Here is a 17,506-nt window from a genome sequence, read left to right as displayed (position 1 = left end):
CCAGCGCCGACATAGCCAGCGCGGCCATGCCGCCGAAACCCGAGCCCTCGTCCCGTCAACCTCGAAAAGCCCATTGCTCCTGACGCGGTGGAAAACACCGGCGCCAGCGCTCGCCCAAGTCACGCCGCCAAACACCGATCAAACTCGGGACACACCAGAGCGGCGGGCTCGTGAATAACCCGGGCTAGATTTCTAGACGCCTTCTGCTTTCAAAATCTGCTGCCGTTCGAGCTGTGCGGGGGACAGCATCCCGTTCCTGACCTGCTTGCGGACCGGATTGTAGAACATCTCGATGTAATCGAACACGTCCTGCCGGGCTTCATCGCGTGTTTTGTAGGTCCGGCGCCTAATGCGCTCACGCTTGAGCGAGGAAAAGAAACTCTCGGCCACCGCGTTGTCGTGGCAGTTGCCACGCCGGCTCATCGAGTGCTCAAGATTGTGAGCCCGGATGAAGGCCGCCCAGTCCATGCTGGTGAACTGCGAACCCTGATCCGAATGGATCAGCACCCGCTGCTTCGGCTTGCGCCGCCATACCGCCATGTGCAGCGCTTGCAGCACCGCATCGGTGGTCTGCCTGCTCTGCATCGACCAGCCCACCACACGGCGAGAATAGAGATCGATCACGACAGCCAGATAGGCAAAGCCCTCCAGGATGCGGATGTAGGTGATGTCGGTCACCCAGGCCCTGTCGGGGGCAGCGACGTCGAACTGCCGGTCCAGAGTATTGTCGACCGCCCGGGATGGCTTGCCGCCATAGCTTCCCGGCCGCCGCTTGTAACCGATCTGCGCCTTGATGCCTGCCAGCCTCGTCAACCGGGCAACACGGTTCGGGCAGCAGGTCTCGCCCTGATCCAGTAGGTCGTCGTGCAACTTGCGGTAGCCATAGACTTTGCCGCTGTCGTTCCAGGCTTGCCGGATCAACTTCGTCTGCCGCACATCTTCCCGGGTCCGTTGGCTCAGCGGGTTCTTCTGCCAGGCATAGAAGCCGCTGGGCTGGATGCGCAGGCACCGACACATCAATCGAACCCGGAACTGGTCACAATGCTCGGCGACAAATGCGTATCTCACTTTGCATCCCTGGCGAAATACGCGGTGGCTTTCCTAAGAAACAGCTGTCTCGGGCTCTGACGGCAGTTCCTGGAGCGAGAAGCCGAATGCATTGGCGCGTCGCTGGAGATTGCCGATTACCCGGCTGCGATACCGTTCTTCATATTGGGCTGCACCGGGGTCACTATACGCCATCCCGTGACGCAAAGCGTTGTAGAACAGCACGGCGAGCTTGCGCGCGGTGGCGGTCACAGCCTTGGCCTTTCCTGCCCTTGCAGACAGACGGCGGTAAAATGCACCGAGCGCGGTATCCGTCCGGCCTATCGTGGTTGCCGCAAGGCGCAGCAGCGCCGCCGCCCGGCTTGATGATCGGCGCGTTCTCGATGATAGCAGCTTGCCGCCTGATATCTTGTTGCCCGGCGCCAGGCACAGCCATGATGTAAAGTGCTTTGAGCTTGGCCACGCCGCAAGGTCAGTGCCGCACTCTCCGACCAGCTTGAGGGCCAGCGATGGTCCAATACCGTGGATCTGGGTCAGGTCTACTCCCAGCACGCGATAGAGCGCAGAACGAACTTCAAAGTCCGGCGCGTTCACTTGTTTGGTCCTGGTCCGAACCTTGGGCAAACGGGCAATATCGTACCCGTCGCCGCCTTCCAGGTCCCGGAGCGCAATCTCCAGCTTTCGGTTGCACTCCACGATCTTGAGCTGGTAAAAGTCGAACAGCGCGAGCGATTGGCACAGCGCGAAGACGTGTTCATCGCGCCAGTTGCCGGTCAAGGCGGAGCAGATTCTCTCGATGCTGGCATGGCACCGAACGTCACGCATCTGGGCGAGAATGACGGGGTCCCGCTCGCCGTCCGCGATGGCCCGGATAATGCGCAGGCCCGTGACGCCGGTGATATCGGAGACGACGTGGTGGAGTTGCACATTCATCTCCATCAGCGCCTTCTGCATGTGCTGGATATGCGATGCCGAGTACTCGATCAGTAGTTCACGCTGCCGCATATAGGCGCGCAACGTGGCGACCCCGGCTTTGGGGCGAAAACTGCCACGCAAGAGGCCGTAGCTGTGCAGCCGCTGAAGCCATGACGCATCATTCACATCGGTTTTGCGGCCGGGGACATTCTTTGCATACCGCGCATTAACGAGCATGACGTGGAACCCGTGCTCCTCCAGCACTTCGAAAGCTGGGATCCAGTAGACGCCGGTAGATTCCATCGCCACGCTTGTGACGCCGCACGCTTTGAACCAGCGGGCCATATCATGCAGGTCGCCGGTAAATGTGTTGAATGCGCGCACGGGCCGATCATCGGCGTCGGGATTGACCGCTGCCATGTGCATGGTCGATCCAATGTCGATCGCCGCCGCGCCCGGAACAATCATCGGCATATCACCGACCTTCGCCGCTTTTGATCTACTCATTCCACATCTCCTCCAGAACGGGAGGGCATGGGCGATGTAAACCGTCATTTTCCTAACCGGGGTCACCGCTGTGCGGCGCCACCACTCTCAAGTGCGCAATTGCCCACGGGCCACGTTTTTTAACGGGGTATCATGCCACCAATAAGCGAACGGCCGCGACCCTCCTGGCGAGCAGCATAGCACGACCCGTTTCTACCGCGCACAGGCGGGCTCAACCCACGACCGTTTTTTAGTATATCGCGCTCCTCGGTCACCCGGGCCAGTTCGCGCTTCAATTGGCGGATCTCGGCATCCTTGCTAGCATCGCCAGACACCACCTTCGCCAGTTGCCGCTTCCATGCGTACAGCGAATGCTGACTGACGCCGAGCCGCTCGGAAACCTCCGCTACCGGATACCCGCGCTCGGTGATCTGGGCCACCGCATCACGCTTGAACTCATCGCTGAAATTGGGCTTCCCCATCGTCGTCTACTGTCCTCAAAATTAGGATAGAAGGCGTCTAGAAATCTAGGGGCTACTCAGATCGCGCGCGAGATCGTCGAGTCCGAAAAGGGTGGAGATCAGCGGGAGAACCTCATTGTCGAGAAGCGCAGGTGCTACTGGCCCTTTCTAACCAGCAACAGAGCCGGGGCACCTGCGCTGCTATTATGCCAACTGCGTCAATCCAAATGCGCTTGCCGGGGTGCCAAGCGGCAGCTTCTTGATGCGGGCCACGAGTTCTTCCTCGTCGTCACCGATGTTGTTCGCGGTCGGTGAATCCGCAGCGGGTGCGGGGCGGGCCACATGAACGATGTCGTCGCCCAGCATCCGCAGTGACAGGCTGCGGCGAGTGGTGCCGGCTGCGGTGTAGCCGCCACCGTGCAGGCAACTGGGATGGAAGATCAGCACGTCTCCGCGCCGCATTCCGCAGGTCACGATGTCCCAGGCGTCGCGATTGCCCTCGACGTCTGGGAGGCGTGGCATTTCCTTCTCGTCATAGACTGGCAGGGTGTCGTCACTCGGGTCGAAGTACGAGCCATTGTAGAGCGTCTCGTTGTGCGAGCCGCGCACCACCTCGAGCGCGTATTCCGATGCGATGTCCTGCAGGGGAATCCAGAACACCACGAACTTGCTGCCGTCGATCGGGTGGTAGGGCGTATCCTGGTGCCAGGGCGTGCGACGCACCGGCTTGTCGATGGCGCCCTGCTTGAAGAAGAGCTGGTCGTGGAAGTACCAGACGCCGCCCGACCCGAACACGTCGCGGGCGATATCGACCACGGGCGTATCGCGGAACATCGCGGCGAAGGTCGGTTTGGTGCTCGAATCCTCGACCGACTGGATGAACGTGCCGCCGCTCTCGGCATAGAGGTGCTGGGCGAGCGCGCTGGGGTTGTCGAAGTTGCCCTGCCAGGCTGCCTCGATCAGGGCCATGTCCGCTTCCGAGAAGGCGTTCTCCACGATCAGGACACCGTCGCGGAAGAACCGCTCCGCAAATCCGTCCCGTTCGGCCAGGCTGGTCTTCACTTCCGAAACATCTGCCATCGATCGTCTCCAGGGTTCCTCTGTAGCCCGTGCAAAACGCCATGCCGGGCCACCGGGCACGGCGCTTTGCCGCGTTCCTTCAGTCCTTCTTGTGAACCTGTGTTACCGATTCCGGCATCAGCAGCTGCGGCGCTTCGTAGAAGCGGCTGATCCGCCAAGTGCCATTCTTCTTGCGCAGGTCGAGGTCGTAATAGACGTAGACCTGCACATCGATGCCGGTCTTCGAGCGCCCCATACCATTGATGTAGGCGTAGACTTGCGCATCGTTCCCGCTCAGCTTCACGACGCGGAAGTTGGAGAGGACGTGCATGTGGTGCGACATGTCCTCGAAGACCTGGGCGTAGAAACCCCGGATCTGCTCGTGCCCCTCGAAGCGCGGCAGATGCAGACCGGTGAGGTCGAGCACGGCGTCCGAGGTGAAGTGGGTCATCATGAAGTCGAGGTCGTCGAGCTTGTCGACCGCTACGCAGTAGCCGGTGACGACCTCTTCCAGAGCATTCTTCTCGATCAGGTATTCGATGCCATCAATCATGTCGTCTCTCCGTTGTCCGGCGGGGCGCCGGGTCATTGTGCAAGCAGGATGTCGGCGGCGCGCCAGCCCACCGCCATGGCCGGCGCGTTGGTGTTGCCCGATACGAGCGCGGGCATGATCGAGCAGTCGGCCACGCGTAGCCCGACGACGCCGCGCACCCGCAACTGCGGGTCCACCACGGAACCGGCGTCGCCGCCCATGTGGCAGGTGCCGGTGCCGTGCAGGCCGCTGGTGGACAGGCGGCGGAAACTTTCCAGAATGGCGTCGTCGCTCTGGACGTGTTCTCCGGGGAGCAGTTCGGCGCCCATCACACCGGCAAGGGCGGGCTGCGCCATGAAGCGGCGCATGTAGCGCACGCTCGCGATCGCGGCCTTGCGGTCGTATTCGGTGTCGAGCCAGTTGGCGTGGATCACCGGCCTACCCTGCGGATCGGGCGAGGCGGCGTGCACGCTGCCTTCGCTGGTCAGCTGAAGAAGCTGCCCATAGACGGAGATCCCCGGCTGGCGATCGACCTTGCCCAGCGGAACCGGGTGATTGTCCTCGCTGAGCGCGAACGCATAGCCACCAAGGTAGAGCTGCAGATCGGTTCGTCCCTGCGGGTGCGCCACGTTGCAGAACGCGCCCACTTCCCACGGCCCGTTGGCCATCACGCCGCTGCGGCTGAAGACGTAGCGCAGCACTGAGCCGACCAGGCCGATACCGTGGTATCGCTGGCTGATCCCGGCCGGTTTCGTCATCCGGTAAGGCATCGCGTAGGACAAGTGCTCGCGCATCTTCTCGCCCACCGCCGGACTTTCGACGAGCGGGGCAAGGCCGGCGGCTTTCAGGCGGGCGCCGCTGCCGATGCCCGAGCGTTCGAGCAGCAGCGGGCTTTCGATCGTGCCGCAGCATACGATGACTTCGCCACGGACCTGCTCGACCCAGGGTGGTCGGCCGTCCCGCTGGAGTTCCACGCCGGTCACGCGGCCGTTCTCGATGATCATCCGCCGGGCCAGCGTGTGCAGCCTGTGCTCGAAGTTTTTGCGCTTGCGCGCCTGCGACACGAACACCCTCCCGCCGCTTTCGCGCCGGCCCCTGCGGATGTTGTGACTGTAGTAGCCGATCCGGTCGCCTGGCGTCGCGTTGAGGTCTTCAGTTTCGGTGAGCCCCATCCCCTTGCCGGCGGCGATGATCGCGTCGGTCAGGGGATAGCGGATGTCGCCCGGCGTAATCCGCACCGGACCGCCTGCACCCCGCATATCACTGCCGCCGAGCGCGTGGTCCTCCAGCGCCCGATACGCCTCGGTCATGCTGGCAGCGTTCCAGCCTGTGCAGCCCATGGCGGCCCAGTCGTCGTAGTCGTGCGCTTCGCCCCGGCTCCAGATCATGCCGTTGATCGCCGACGACCCGCCAAGGCCGCGTCCCCGGATCCACACTTCGGGCACCTGGCTTTCCGGGTAGCGCCGATCGGCCATCTGATAGGCCCAGGTGTGTTCAGGGCTGTTGACCAGCTTGGCGATCCCCTTGGGCATGTCGACCAGCAGCGAGGCGTTCTCGCCGCCGGCTTCCACCAGAAGCACGCGGTGCGCGGGATTGCGGGACAAGCGCTCGGACAGCACCGAACCTGCCGACCCGGCACCGATGATGACATAGTCCCATTGCGCGCACACGGTCATGTCGCGCACCCCTGCTCCGCGAGACGCTTCACAGGTCGAACTTGAAGGTCACGCCGTACTCGCGCGGCGAGGTGTAGGAGACCTGGTTGAACAGGCCGGGGTTGTTCGTGACCGCTTCGACGTAGTGATTGTTGGCAAGGTTGCGCACCCAGGCTTCCAGCGTCCACCGGCCGTCATCGGGAGACCAGCCAATGGTCGCATTGACGAAGTGCGTGGGCTGGATGTGGACGAGTGGTTGCCCTTGCAGCCCCTGCAGCAGCTTGGTGTCGGTGTACGTATAAAGAACGTTGGCCCGCGCCTTGCCGCCACCGACGGCGGTTTCATATGTCGCCCCCGCAGATGCCGACCACTTGGGCGAGTTCTGCAGCGGCCGCCCGCTGAGATCGACGATCGCGCCGCCCGGGTCGAGGAAATCGAACGTCTTGTACTTGGCATCGAGGTAGGCGAGCGAACCGGTGAAAGTCAGTCCGTCGAAGGGCAGGGCGGTCGCTTCAAGTTCAAAGCCCTTGATCTCGGCCTTGGCCGCGTTGAAAATCGAGGTGCCGATCGTCGTGCCGTCGGGCAGGATGTAGTTCTGCGCCACCTGCATGTCGCGGTAGTTGGTGTAGAAGCCCGCGAGATTGAGGCGCAGGCGGCGGTCGAACAGATCGGTCTTCGCGCCCACTTCGAACGTATCGACCTTTTCCGGGTTGAACGGGCCGATGTCCGACGCCTGGCCCAGACGGCCGACGAAACCGCCCGACTTGAACCCGCGCGCCCACGAGGCGTAGAGCAGCGTGTCGGGCGTGACCTTGTAGTCGATGCCCAGCTTCCAGCCGATATTGTCCCACGAACGCTTGCCACGGGCGCGGAAACCGCCGAGCAGGACGTCGCCGCAGCTGCCTTCGTGCGTGCAGTAAAGGCCGATGCCGTCGGGGTTGTAGTAGTTGTCCGTCCCGGCGACCATCTCGGTCGTCTCGTGGGTGTAGCGGATGCCGGCCTGCACGCGCAGCTGGTCGGTCAGGTCCACGTAAGTCTGCGCGAACAGCGAGCCGGACCAGTTGTCCTGATCCTGGAGCAGGTTCTGGCGCAGCCCCGGAGCGAAGGCTTCGAGCCGGACACTGTTGAAGTGGTCGTAGTGCGTCTTCATGTAGAAGCCGCCCGCCTGCAGCTTGATCGCGTCCGTGAGATCGGCGGCGGTGCGCAGCTCCTGGCTGAACTGCCAGCCCCGGGTGCCGCGGAAGGTGTCGATGCCCAGGCCGACGACGGCGTCGTTGTCGGTAAACTCCTCCAGATGGAAGCTCTTGTAGCCGGTGATCGCGGTGATATCGCCCAGGGGCGTGTTGCTGATGTTGGCGGTCAGCGTGGCGCGGTAATTGTCCATGTTGCTGAGGTCGGGGCCGAAGTCCCGCGCGCTGTAGTATTTGCTCGGCGCACGGCAAGGTGTCGCATCGGAAGCGCAGGGCGATGCGTACATCGGCAGGACTTGGTTGGTCGTCATCGTCCCGGCGGGGACGAAAATCGCGTAGTCCGGCCCGGTCGAGCCGTTGACGATAACCGGCGATCCGTTGCGCGCGCGGCCATATTCGCCGCTCAGCGTCACGTCGATGTCGTCGGTGGGCGTGTAGCGCAAATAGGCGCGCAGCACGGTGACGTTGCGGTGACCCATGTCGGAGCCGTCTACGATGTTGGTATAGAAACCGTCGCGCTGCGTGTGCATCGCGGAAATCTTGCCCGCGAGAATGCCGTCGATGATTGGCGCATCCACGGCGGCCTTGATGTCCAGGCGGTTCCAGTTGCCGTAGGTGACCTCGCCGCGAACGCCGAATTCGCCGGTGGGCTGGCGCGTCATCACGTTGACGACGCCGCCCGTGGTATTGGCCCCGAACAGAGTGCCCTGCGGGCCGCGCAGCACTTCGATCCGATCAACGTCGAACAGATCGAGCAGCGCGCCCATCGAGAAGTATTGCGGAACGCCGTCCTGTACGATCGATACGGTGTTGCCGGCGAACGGATCGGGCTCGACGACACCGATGCCGCGGATGGTGAAGACCGCGCTGTTGGGCGTGTTGGTGAAGTTGTTGATCTGGAGGTTGGGGATGGTCCCCTGCAGGCCCTTTAGATCGACCGCCTTGAGGTTCTCGATCGCCTCGCCGGTGACGGCGGTGACCGCAATCGGGACCGACTGGATATTCTCGGACCGCTTCTGCGCGGTCACGACGATTTCCTGAAGCCCTTCATGGGGCGTGGTGTCGGCGGAACTATCCTGTGCGCGAACCGGCGCAGCGGTGAGCAGACCGGTGGTGACCAGGCAGGCGGCAATCGCGCACGCGGCCGTGCGGGTATACAAGAAACTGACCATTTTCTCCCCTCTCCCAAAGCGCGCTCCCGATTTTCGGGTGATTTTGCCGCGCCTCAATTCTCCACGTTTGCCTGCCGATACCCGGCAGACATCTTTATGTCGTTTTGTTGTACAACGAATTTGCATAAAGAATCGGCGGCCGCACCTCGCACTTTGGCGAGGCGGCGCACGCCGGTAAGGCCGCCGCAGCGGCGCTCAGACGGGAGAGTGGCGAAGCGCCCTCAGTGGAGCGGGAAAACGCTCTGGAGCAGGTCGCGCAGGGTCTGCTTCTGGCGCTCGGGCGGCCAACCGGCCCGATCCTGCGACACGAGCGAAGCTATCCCGTTGACGAGAATCTGGATGCGGGTCGCGGCCAGAACGCAGTCGACGGCTTCGGGAAATTGCCCCGCGTCCTGAGCGCTCTTGATAAGGCGCAGGAACAGATGGTGCGCGTTGCTGGTGCCTTCGCGCCATTCGCGTGTCACATCGGGTTCGGCCGGTGCCATGCCCCAGAAGGCGAACCAGGTGTGCCAGTTGCGCCAGCGCTCCTCGGTGGTCGGCAGCAGCTCTTCCAGCGTCTCAAGCAGGGGGCGGTTGGTGCGGACAGCCTCGTCGATCAGCCCCTCGGCCATCCGGCGCGCGACCTGATGGGTGAAGACCAGCATTTCCAGCTTGCTGCTGAAATAGTGCGAAACGACCGTTGTGCTGTATCCAACGCGGGAGGCGACTTCGCGGATCGTGACTGCCTGCACCCCCTGTTCGTAGACCAACTGGTCCACGACCTGGGCGATCTGCAGTCGGCGCTCGTCATGGTCGACTACGCGCGGCATGCCGCCTCAGCCCGATTTTCGGTGAAAGTGCATGACCCCGCGCATAGACCAGCGCGGGGCCTCGCGGCAATCGGGGACATCGAGATTGTCAGCATGATTTTCGGTCGGAGACCGAAAGGACATGTGGTGCAACGTTAACCGCTGCCTTGGCCGCGCCGTCTGGTGACCGCGAGGACAAGCCATTGAACAAGGGCCGCCATGCCTGCCCGGATTAGAACATCCGTCAAGGATTTGAGCCTGCCGCAGCGCGAATACGATCGACTTCCGCATGAACTTCGACTTCTTCATGCAAAATCTCCAGCTTCCCCTAGCTTCGATTTTGCGAGATTCCTCTCGGCCCCACCGGTGGTGTTGCCCGGGGCAGGATCAGTTTGGGTAGGCCCGAGTCAGGCTGCTCAGGCGGTCGCGGATGTCTTGGGGCACGCGGAATTCGTCGCGGTGGTAGTCATTGCGCCCGGCGACCGATTCCTCGACCAGATCGTCGTGAAGGCTGCCCATCAGCCCATTGATCGCGCTGAGGAAGCGAGACATGCGGAATATCCTCTCGTCGGGTTCCAGCGTGCGCATGGTGTCGTAGAACGAGACCTGACGGCTGATGATCTTGCGCATGGCGTGGAAGCGGTGCGCGGTCAGCTTGGCCTCGCCCAGCCCCCCGCCCAGCCATAGCCTGAGGCGGCCGACTTCGGCGCGGCGGAAGCGCAGGAACCCTTCGGCGCCGTCCAGCCGCACACCCGCGACTTCGCGCTGTACGGCGATCCACACGGAGCGCATCAGCAGTACCCGCAGCAGCAGCGCATAGCCCAGCACCGCCGTTCGGCGCCCGTTGCGGTAGGAGTCTTGCAGGTGTCCCATCACCGCCACCGTCGCGCGGAACAGCAGCGGGGCGCGGTGGTTCCTGCCGTAGAGGACGAGGGCGAAGCGCAAGTGCTTGTAGCGTGCGCGGATCAGCTTGTAGCGCCGCCGCGCGTCGGACGGCAGATCGCCGGTCAGCAGCAGCGTGGCGGTCAGCGCGCGCAAGTCCGCCCGGTTCGCGCCTTCGCGCCAGAATTGTACGCACAAGTCCAGGCAGCGGCGCATGTCAGCCTCTCCGCAAGCGACGGGGATCGGGTCGGGCAGGCTGACCACGGGGTCGACGACGTCGTCCATCTCTACGGCCTCGAACAGGGCGTCAAGAATTTCGGGGGGGTACGGGGCAAGGGTGCTCATGCCGCCGCCCCCGCTTGCCCGCCGTGCGGCAGAGCGTGACGGCCGCGATAGGCCGACAGCGTCGGCACCAGCATGAACGCGGTCTTGAGGCACACCCCGGCAACGTAGGCCAGACCCGCGCCCCACAGTCCGAACAGGTGGATCAGCACGACCAGCAGCATCGCATAGCCCAACGCCGCCGTACCTTCCGCCACCAACGCGGAGCGTTCGCGCCCGGCCATGTAAAGCAGCGATTCCAGTGGGAAAGCCGCCATCGCCACGACCAGCGACGCGGTCATGAGCTGGAGCAGGTCGTAAGCCTCGACATAGCGCTTGCCGAACACGAGGTCGATCACCGGTTCGCCGCCGATCGACACGATCAGCAGGACCACCACGGCGATCGCGCCGGAAATCAGCGCGCTGCGCACGGCCAGCTGCCACGGGTGGCGGCTACTGGGATCGAGCCGCATGATCTCGGGATAGAAGCTGCGCGAGAGGAGTTCGGCGGGCTTGCTGGCGGAATCGAAGAACGTCGCGGCGATCTTGAACAGGCCTGCGGCGGCGGGGGTGAGCAGGGCGCCGACGACGAGGTTGCTGACCGGCCCCCATGCCGCCCAGATCGAGTGCGCGACATTGGTGGTCCACACGAAGCCCCAGGCGCCGGACAGGCGCCGTGCCGGGCCGAACAGGCCGGGCCGCAGTGCGTCGGTCATCCGGCGGCGGCGCAGTTCGCGGATGGAAAGCGCCCACAGGCACAAGTCGCCGGACAAGTCGGCGATGTACCAGGTCAGCACGAAACCGGTGAAGCCGAAGCCGCACAGGTAGGACAAAGCGGCACCGAACGCGCGCACAAGCGGGGTCACCAGCTGTTGCAGCGCGATCTGGTCGAACCTGTCGAACACCCTGAGAATGCCGGTGGGGGTCGCCGCCGTCATCGTCGGGATCAGCGTGCAGTAGAGCATCGCCATGTTCAGGTTCTCGGCGCCGATGCCGAACCATCCGGCGGCATGGGGCAGCAGCAACAGGCCCCCCGCAAGGCCGATCAGTCCGCTGGCGAGATCGAGGCCGACCGCAAATCCGGTGACGTCGCGCAAGGTTGCGGTATCGCCGCGCTCGAGCGCGGGCGCACCATAGCGCACGATGAACTGCCACGTCTGGAACTTGACCACGGCGCCTACGCCATTGGCGTAGGAGTGGATGAGCACGAGCGTTCCGAACAGCGCGGGCGCCATGCCGCGCCCTGCGCAGGCGAGCGCGATCAGGCCGAGCAGCGCGCCGCCGATCTTGCCCGAAGCGAGGTAGGACGCATTGCGAACGATGGTGCGGAACACCCCGTCCGAGAACCAGCGTTTCATGGGTAGGCTTGCCATTGTTCTATGCTGCGGCTCCGACGAAAGGGAGGCCGCCTTCGTGTGCGATCAGCAGCGCGTTCACCGCCACCTTGGCGCGGGAGATCACCTGTTCCAGCGGCGCTTCGGCGTCCAGTTCGACGACCGGCGCAGTGCCGAAGCGCAGGCGCGGCACGTCGGCGATCTTGCGCGCCAGCGAGGTGAAGCGGTGGTCCGGCTTGCGCGTGGCGGCGACGTCGAGCGAGACGTTGAGCCGGAGCACGAGGTCGGGCGATTGCTGCGTCATCGTCTCGAACATGCGCCGCTCCGATGCCGCCAGCATGCCGACGAGGCCGCCGGGGCGCGCTGCGGCAAGGCCGGGGCCGTCCATTGGGCCGGGGATCTCCAGCTGCGGAAAGCGGTCGGCGATGATCGTGCGGCCTTCGCCGCGCAGCCGCATCATCCGGTGGAAGCGGAGCAGGCGGCGCAGCGAGAAGGCGTAGATCACCAGTGCCGCGCCAAGCCCCGGGCCTTTTTCGCCCTGCGCCTTGCGCGCCGTTGCATGGATCGACTTGTCGAGCCTGCCGCCCAGCAGCGGCAGCCGCGCGATCAGGCGGCCGATGTTGCCGGACTGCTTGCCGAGGTGGCAGGTGACGGTGGGTTGTCGCTGCCCCAGCCATGCCTGCAGTTCCTGCGTCAGCGTGGACTTGCCCGAGCCGTCGCAGCCGATCACGGCGATCAGCGGAGGAACCCGGGTCATGCCGCCGGTGCCTCGACCTGGATCAGCGCGAGCACGGTGGCGAGCACTTCGGGATAAGGCCGCGTCGCGTCCACGTCGACGATATGCGTGCCGCCGAACTTGAGCGTCGGCATCACCGCCAGTTTTCGTTCCAGCGGCGCGCGGGTGTGGTCCGACTTGCGGCCCAGCGCCGTCTCGACATCGATGTTGAGGCGGATCACCAGCGTCGGGCGATAGGCCGCCATGTCCTCGTAGAGCTGCCGTTCGCGCGCGGCGAGGCGCTCGACCAAAGCCGATCCCCGGCGCGTCCACGCCAGGCCCGGACCGTCGAACCCGCCCGCCAGTTCGGCCTGCGGATAGCGGTCGGTCACCACCCGGATGCCGCGCCGCCGGAAGGCGAGCACTCTTTCGAACCGCCGCCTGCGCGCCAGCGAGAAACCGAACATCGCCAGCGCCGTCGCCAGTCCCGGCAGGCGCTTGTCCGGCGCGGCGTGGGCCTTGTCGGCCTTGCCGGTCAGGAATTTCTCGGCCAGTGCGCCGACGAGCGGGATGCGCCCGATCCGGCGGCCGAGGTCGCCGGTGCCGAGCCCGAGGTACATCGAGCGCGTCGGCCCTTCGCGGCCGAGCAGCGCGGTCAGGTCGCGGGCGAGGGTGGACTTGCCCGACCCGTCGCATCCGATCAGCGCCACGCACGGCGCCAGCGCGCACCGTCGCTGCGCCGCGCCCCGCCCGAGCGTCGCATCGAAAGGAGAGAAAATGGTAATTCGGTCAGGTGAGGTATGGATCGTCATAGTTCTGTAGCCATGTTGCGCTAAGTCTGGGGCACCCTCGTGGTCCGGTGCCTGCAACGCGGCCCGGGATCGGGCCTCTAGTCTCCCAACCTGATGCGAAGCTGATGCGCGCGGCGCGTTGTAATTCGGCCTGCGTGCGATTTGACGAGCCCCGATTCCCGGCGTAGTCCGGAACCGAATTCGGGCGGTTTCTACGCCTTTCCCTCCTCCCTGCCGGAGCTTTCGCGTTGCCCCGCCTGCTGCTTGCGGAAGATGATGCCGACCTTGGCCCGGCAATCCGGCGGGCGCTGGAGCTGGAAGGCTACGTGGTCGATCTCTTCACGCGCGGGGATGATGTGTTCGCTGCCGCGCGCAGCAACGATTACGACGTAATCCTGCTCGACATCGGCCTGCCGCACGGCTCGGGGCTGGAGGTGCTGCGCGATCTGCGCGACGCGCACGACGCGACGCCGGTGATCATCGTCACCGCGTTCGACCGCACCCAGCAGCGCGTCGCCGGGCTGGACGCGGGCGCGGATGACTACGTGGTCAAGCCGGTGGACCTTGAGGAACTGGCCGCGCGGATCCGCTCGCAGTTGCGCCGCCGCGACGGGCGGCAGAACGACAGCATCGAGGTCGGCCGTGTCACGCTGGACTTCACTGGCCATGTCGCCGCGCTGGACGGACAGGACGTGCCGCTGACCGCCAAGGAGTTCCGCGTGCTCGCGCTGCTGATGCGCCGCAGCCGCCGCTTCGTGTCGAAGGCCGATCTCGAGGCCGAGTTGTACGATCAGGACAACTGGGCCGAATCAAACACCGTCGAAGTCGCGGTTTCCGCCCTGCGCCGCAAGTTCGGGAAGGACTTCATCCGCACCGCGCGCGGCCTCGGCTACATGGTGGGCGGGCAGGACGCATGAAGAGGCGGCGCTCCTCGCTCTCGATGAAGCTGTACCGGCGGGTGCTGCTGCTGCTGGCGCTGACCGGGCTGGCGATCGGCGGGGTGCTCTACTCGGTCGCCCTGCGCGAAGTGGAGCGGGCTTCGGACGCCCAGCTGGTGAACGCCTCGCGCCTGCTCTACATGATGATGCAGGACGATCTGGCTGCGGGCGTTCTGGTGCGGCACGACCGGCTGGTCGGCGTCGACGGCGATCCGCTGCTCTCCACGCAGGAGACGCAGGCGTTCCAGGCATCCTACGATTCGTGCATGTTCACCGTCTTCTGGGAAGGCCGGCCGGTCGCGCAGTCGGGTTGGGGAGCGCCGGTCTCGGCGGTGCCGCGTCGGCCCGGCCTGCACGATTTCCAGGCGCTGGGCGGTGCCTGGCGCAGCTACGGCATGCGCGGCCGCGATCCGCGCCTGCTGATCGTCGTGGCCGAGCGCGGGGCGATGCGCGAATTCTCGATCGCGCGGCTGAGCGGCGAACTGGCGCTGCCGATGCTGGGGCTGCTGCTGGCGGCGATGCTGGTGCTGTGGTGGACGCTGCGCAAGAGTCTGTCGCAGGTCGAGCGGCTGGCCTCGACGCTGGGCGCACGCTCGCTGTCGGACCTGCAGCCGCTGGAGCCCGAGGAATGGCCGCGCGATGTGGAGCCGCTGATCGAGGCGCTCAACAAGCTGTTCGCCCGGTTGGAGAACGCCTATGAACTGGAGCAGGCCTTCACCGACGACGTGGCGCACGAACTGCGCACGCCGCTGGCCGCGATCCGTGCACAGGCGCAAGTCCTGCGCCGCCTTGCGCCCGCCGCGCTGGGCGAGGACGTGGTGCGCCTGCTGGCGATGGTCGATCGCACCAATCACCTGGTCGACGGGATGCTGACGCTGGCGCGGCTCAATGCCACCTCGGTGGCGGCGCGATCGGTGGACGTTCATGCGCTGGTGGCCGAAGTCGTCGCCGATGCGCTGATCGAACTGCCTGCCGATGCGATCGAGGCGAGCGTGATCCCCGACCATATCGTGCGCTGGCGCTGCGATGCTTCGCTGCTGCAGATCGCGTTGTCGGCGGTGATCGGCAATGCGCTGCGGCACGCGCGCGGCGGGGGCCATCTCGACATCGCCATCGTGCGCGGCGGAGACCGGCTCATCGTCACCATTGGGGATCGCGGTCCGGGCGTGCCCGCCGCCGAGCGTGAGCGGCTGTTGCTGCGTTTCGAGCACGGCGGTTCGGCAAGTTCGGGCAGTGGCCTCGGTCTTTCGATCGCGAGCAAGGCGATGACGCTGCTCGGCGGCACGATCCGGCTGGAGGACCGCCCGGACGGGCCGGGCCTGCTGGTGGTGCTGACGCTGCCATCCACCCAAGGCTGACTTTTCCTCACGCTCACCGGAGCCTCATTTACGATGACCACAAGGCATGTGCTGGCGGCGCTCTGCCTCATTCTCCTCAGCGGTTGCGGCACGGCGCCGCCGCTGCGCCACATGACAGCCGCGCAGGCCCCCGCCCCGCGCGTGGAGCTGGCGCCCGACGGGGTGACCCGTACCACCACGCTCTCGGTCCTGACCTACAATGTCGAGGGGCTGGGCTGGCCCGCGCGTTCGGGGCGTGAGGGCGACCTGCGGCGCATTGGCGAGCACCTTGCCGCCTTGCGCGCGGCGGGGAAGGCGCCGGACGTGGTGATGTTCCAGGAGGTGTTCAGCGGCGCCGCCAAGAAGGCGATCCTCGCGACCGGCTATCCCGCCATCGTCCACGGACCCACGCGCCTCGCCCCGCATGCCACGATGTTCCGCGACAAGCTGCCGGGCCGCGCGGACTGGCGGCGCGGGGAGATCGGCATGCGGATGACGGGGAGCGGACTGGTGGTGGCATCGTCCTATCCGGTGCTGCTCACGCGGCACCAGGCCTATGGGCGGCGGTCCTGCGCAGGGATCGACTGTCTTGCCAACAAGGGCGTGATGCAGGCGCGCATCGCGGTGCCCGGCGTGCCGGTGCCGGTGGACCTGTTCGATACCCACATGAATTCGCGCGGAGCCTCGCGCGCGCCGCTGTTCCGCAATCTGGAGGCGCACGCCCGGCAGGCGAACGAGGCGTCGCACTTCATCGAGCAGAACCACGACGATCGCTTCCCGATCGTCTTCGGCGGCGATTTCAACATGCGCCATTCGCAGGGGCGGTGGGAGAACTTCACCCGCTACCAGCCGATGGAACTGGTGCACCGGGCCTGCATGGAGCCGAACTCGGGCTGCGACGTGCGCATGTCCTGGGATGGCGACGAGCCGTGGGTGGACACGCAGGACCTGCAGTTCTTCGAGAGCGGGCAGGGCGTGGGCATCACCCCGATCCGGGTCGAGGCCCTGTTCGACGGTGGCCCCAACGGCCCGGTGTTGTCGGACCACGACGGCTTTATGGTGACCTATCGCCTGAGTTGGCGCGATCCTTCGTGAGGATCAGCGCAGCCGCGTCGGGACGCAGGGTCACGCTGTAACTGCGGGGAGCCCCGCGATCATGCCGTCATGGATCGGTTCGTGGACCTCGTTGGTGAGCTTGATGACGTTCGCCGTGATCTGAACGCATTCGTTCATTTGGGAGCGCGCCATCAGGTTTACCAAAGTGTACCTGCGAATAGCTGGGGTCGGCCAAGAGGCTTTGTGAAAGAACCAGGATGAAGGGGCCATGCATCTTTTGGACGACCGGTGCCGAAGCCAGCGCACTATTGCCTGAAGGGAAAGGCGGGGCGTGTCAAGATGATGGCGTGCGGCCGGATACTATCCATCGAGCTAGCACTGCCGTGGAACCGGACTGTCTGCACCTGAGGATCCGGATTTGACGCGTGAACGGCAAAGAAGGGGCGTGTTCGGTCAGGCGGGTTTTCTTCGCGCGCGGCGGGCACTGGACAGGCCGCTATGGAGCGCAGCGCTCACCGCCCGAAATGGCGAAAAGGGTGAAGGCGGACGTTATCTAATCGCCAATTCCACCAGAACGACGATCGCCGCTATAATACAGCCCCAAAGTCTTATGCGCTGCCAAGTGATGAATTCTGGGCTGATCTGCACGCTCACCTCCAAATGGCGCGACCAAAATAATCGAGGGCGTTTATGTCCGCAAAGGGGGGTGGGTTCAACGGGTGGCGGCAACACAAGCTTGGAAACGCTCGGCGGGTGTTTGGTATTCGAGCGTTTTCCTTGGTCGTTCGTTGAGTTGCCGGGCGACAGCGCTCAGTTTGGCCTGGCTG

The 17,506-nt window shown here is 65.0% G+C and carries 14 protein-coding genes and 2 pseudogenes; 4 read left to right on the top strand and 12 right to left on the bottom strand.

Annotation, left to right across the window (positions count from 1 at the left end; translation table 11 throughout):
• Positions 1-192 precede the first annotated feature (192 nt).
• From ACYPYD_RS28215 to ACYPYD_RS28160, 12 genes and pseudogenes are all read right to left on the bottom strand, one after another.
• Positions 193-1,101 (bottom strand): annotated as a pseudogene (locus ACYPYD_RS28215) (IS3 family transposase); the annotation flags it as partial.
• Positions 1,102-2,469 (bottom strand): IS110 family RNA-guided transposase, encoded by a 1,368-nt coding sequence (locus ACYPYD_RS28210; RefSeq protein ID WP_459667091.1) that lies wholly within the window; start codon positions 2,467-2,469, stop codon positions 1,102-1,104.
• Positions 2,470-2,681: 212 nt separating this feature from the next.
• A pseudogene (locus ACYPYD_RS28205) lies at positions 2,682-2,930 on the bottom strand (transposase); the annotation flags it as partial.
• A 183-nt stretch (positions 2,931-3,113) separates the two neighbouring features.
• Positions 3,114-3,989 carry a phytanoyl-CoA dioxygenase family protein gene (locus tag ACYPYD_RS28200; protein WP_211151754.1) on the bottom strand — a complete coding sequence of 292 codons (876 nt, stop codon included), beginning with the start codon at positions 3,987-3,989 and terminating at the stop codon, positions 3,114-3,116.
• A gap of 79 nt (positions 3,990-4,068) precedes the next feature.
• On the bottom strand, positions 4,069-4,521 hold the full coding sequence (locus ACYPYD_RS28195; protein ID WP_459667090.1) for a nuclear transport factor 2 family protein: 453 nt from the start codon (positions 4,519-4,521) through the stop codon (positions 4,069-4,071).
• 32 nt (positions 4,522-4,553) lie between these two features.
• Positions 4,554-6,176 carry a GMC family oxidoreductase gene (locus ACYPYD_RS28190; protein WP_459667087.1) on the bottom strand — a complete coding sequence of 541 codons (1,623 nt, stop codon included), beginning with the start codon at positions 6,174-6,176 and terminating at the stop codon, positions 4,554-4,556.
• Between the two features lie 28 nt (positions 6,177-6,204).
• Positions 6,205-8,517 carry a TonB-dependent receptor gene (locus tag ACYPYD_RS28185; RefSeq protein WP_459667085.1) on the bottom strand — a complete coding sequence of 771 codons (2,313 nt, stop codon included), beginning with the start codon at positions 8,515-8,517 and terminating at the stop codon, positions 6,205-6,207.
• A 221-nt stretch (positions 8,518-8,738) separates the two neighbouring features.
• Positions 8,739-9,326: a TetR/AcrR family transcriptional regulator gene (locus ACYPYD_RS28180; protein WP_051586896.1), complete on the bottom strand. Its 588-nt coding sequence runs from the start codon at positions 9,324-9,326 to the stop codon at positions 8,739-8,741.
• Positions 9,327-9,692: 366 nt separating this feature from the next.
• Positions 9,693-10,532, bottom strand: a complete 840-nt coding sequence (locus ACYPYD_RS28175; RefSeq protein WP_211151752.1) for a hypothetical protein — start codon at positions 10,530-10,532, stop codon at positions 9,693-9,695.
• A complete protein-coding gene (locus ACYPYD_RS28170) occupies positions 10,529-11,866 on the bottom strand; it encodes a lipopolysaccharide biosynthesis protein (RefSeq protein WP_211151751.1) in 1,338 nt (445 codons plus the stop codon). Before ACYPYD_RS28170 ends, ACYPYD_RS28175 begins: the two co-directional genes overlap by 4 nt.
• A gap of 19 nt (positions 11,867-11,885) precedes the next feature.
• Complete coding sequence (locus ACYPYD_RS28165; protein WP_459667083.1) at positions 11,886-12,599, bottom strand: nucleoside/nucleotide kinase family protein; 714 nt, start codon at positions 12,597-12,599, stop codon at positions 11,886-11,888.
• Positions 12,596-13,267, bottom strand: coding sequence for a nucleoside/nucleotide kinase family protein (locus ACYPYD_RS28160; protein WP_459667081.1), 672 nt, complete (start codon positions 13,265-13,267; stop codon positions 12,596-12,598). The genes ACYPYD_RS28165 and ACYPYD_RS28160 overlap by 4 nt, the downstream gene beginning before the upstream one ends.
• A gap of 329 nt (positions 13,268-13,596) precedes the next feature.
• Here ACYPYD_RS28160 and ACYPYD_RS28155 point away from each other — a divergent pair, with 329 nt between their 5' ends.
• The 4 genes from ACYPYD_RS28155 to ACYPYD_RS28140 form a co-directional block, all read left to right on the top strand.
• Positions 13,597-14,265 carry a response regulator transcription factor gene (locus ACYPYD_RS28155; protein ID WP_008829971.1) on the top strand — a complete coding sequence of 223 codons (669 nt, stop codon included), beginning with the start codon at positions 13,597-13,599 and terminating at the stop codon, positions 14,263-14,265.
• Positions 14,262-15,644 (top strand): sensor histidine kinase, encoded by a 1,383-nt coding sequence (locus tag ACYPYD_RS28150; protein WP_036526628.1) that lies wholly within the window; start codon positions 14,262-14,264, stop codon positions 15,642-15,644. The genes ACYPYD_RS28155 and ACYPYD_RS28150 overlap by 4 nt, the downstream gene beginning before the upstream one ends.
• Positions 15,645-15,677: 33 nt before the next feature.
• Positions 15,678-16,718: an endonuclease/exonuclease/phosphatase family protein gene (locus ACYPYD_RS28145; RefSeq protein ID WP_211151748.1), complete on the top strand. Its 1,041-nt coding sequence runs from the start codon at positions 15,678-15,680 to the stop codon at positions 16,716-16,718.
• A gap of 406 nt (positions 16,719-17,124) precedes the next feature.
• Positions 17,125-17,506: hypothetical protein (locus tag ACYPYD_RS28140; RefSeq protein ID WP_459667093.1), on the top strand; the 382-nt coding region annotated here is incomplete at its 3' end.

Source organism: Novosphingobium sp. 11B (genome assembly GCF_054589055.1).
The sequence above is the reverse complement of the archived record's forward strand: the minus strand, read 5'-3'. Positions and strand labels throughout refer to the sequence as shown.

Coding starts and splice junctions, on each gene's coding strand:
- ACYPYD_RS28210 (WP_459667091.1), bottom strand. CDS start 2,469: ATGAGTAGATCAAAAGCGGCGAAGGTCGGTGATATGCCGATGATTGTT.
- ACYPYD_RS28200 (WP_211151754.1), bottom strand. CDS start 3,989: ATGGCAGATGTTTCGGAAGTGAAGACCAGCCTGGCCGAACGGGACGGA.
- ACYPYD_RS28195 (WP_459667090.1), bottom strand. CDS start 4,521: ATGATTGATGGCATCGAATACCTGATCGAGAAGAATGCTCTGGAAGAG.
- ACYPYD_RS28190 (WP_459667087.1), bottom strand. CDS start 6,176: ATGACCGTGTGCGCGCAATGGGACTATGTCATCATCGGTGCCGGGTCG.
- ACYPYD_RS28185 (WP_459667085.1), bottom strand. CDS start 8,517: ATGGTCAGTTTCTTGTATACCCGCACGGCCGCGTGCGCGATTGCCGCC.
- ACYPYD_RS28180 (WP_051586896.1), bottom strand. CDS start 9,326: ATGCCGCGCGTAGTCGACCATGACGAGCGCCGACTGCAGATCGCCCAG.
- ACYPYD_RS28175 (WP_211151752.1), bottom strand. CDS start 10,532: ATGAGCACCCTTGCCCCGTACCCCCCCGAAATTCTTGACGCCCTGTTC.
- ACYPYD_RS28170 (WP_211151751.1), bottom strand. CDS start 11,866: ATGAAACGCTGGTTCTCGGACGGGGTGTTCCGCACCATCGTTCGCAAT.
- ACYPYD_RS28165 (WP_459667083.1), bottom strand. CDS start 12,599: ATGACCCGGGTTCCTCCGCTGATCGCCGTGATCGGCTGCGACGGCTCG.
- ACYPYD_RS28150 (WP_036526628.1), top strand. CDS start 14,262: ATGAAGAGGCGGCGCTCCTCGCTCTCGATGAAGCTGTACCGGCGGGTG.
- ACYPYD_RS28145 (WP_211151748.1), top strand. CDS start 15,678: ATGACCACAAGGCATGTGCTGGCGGCGCTCTGCCTCATTCTCCTCAGC.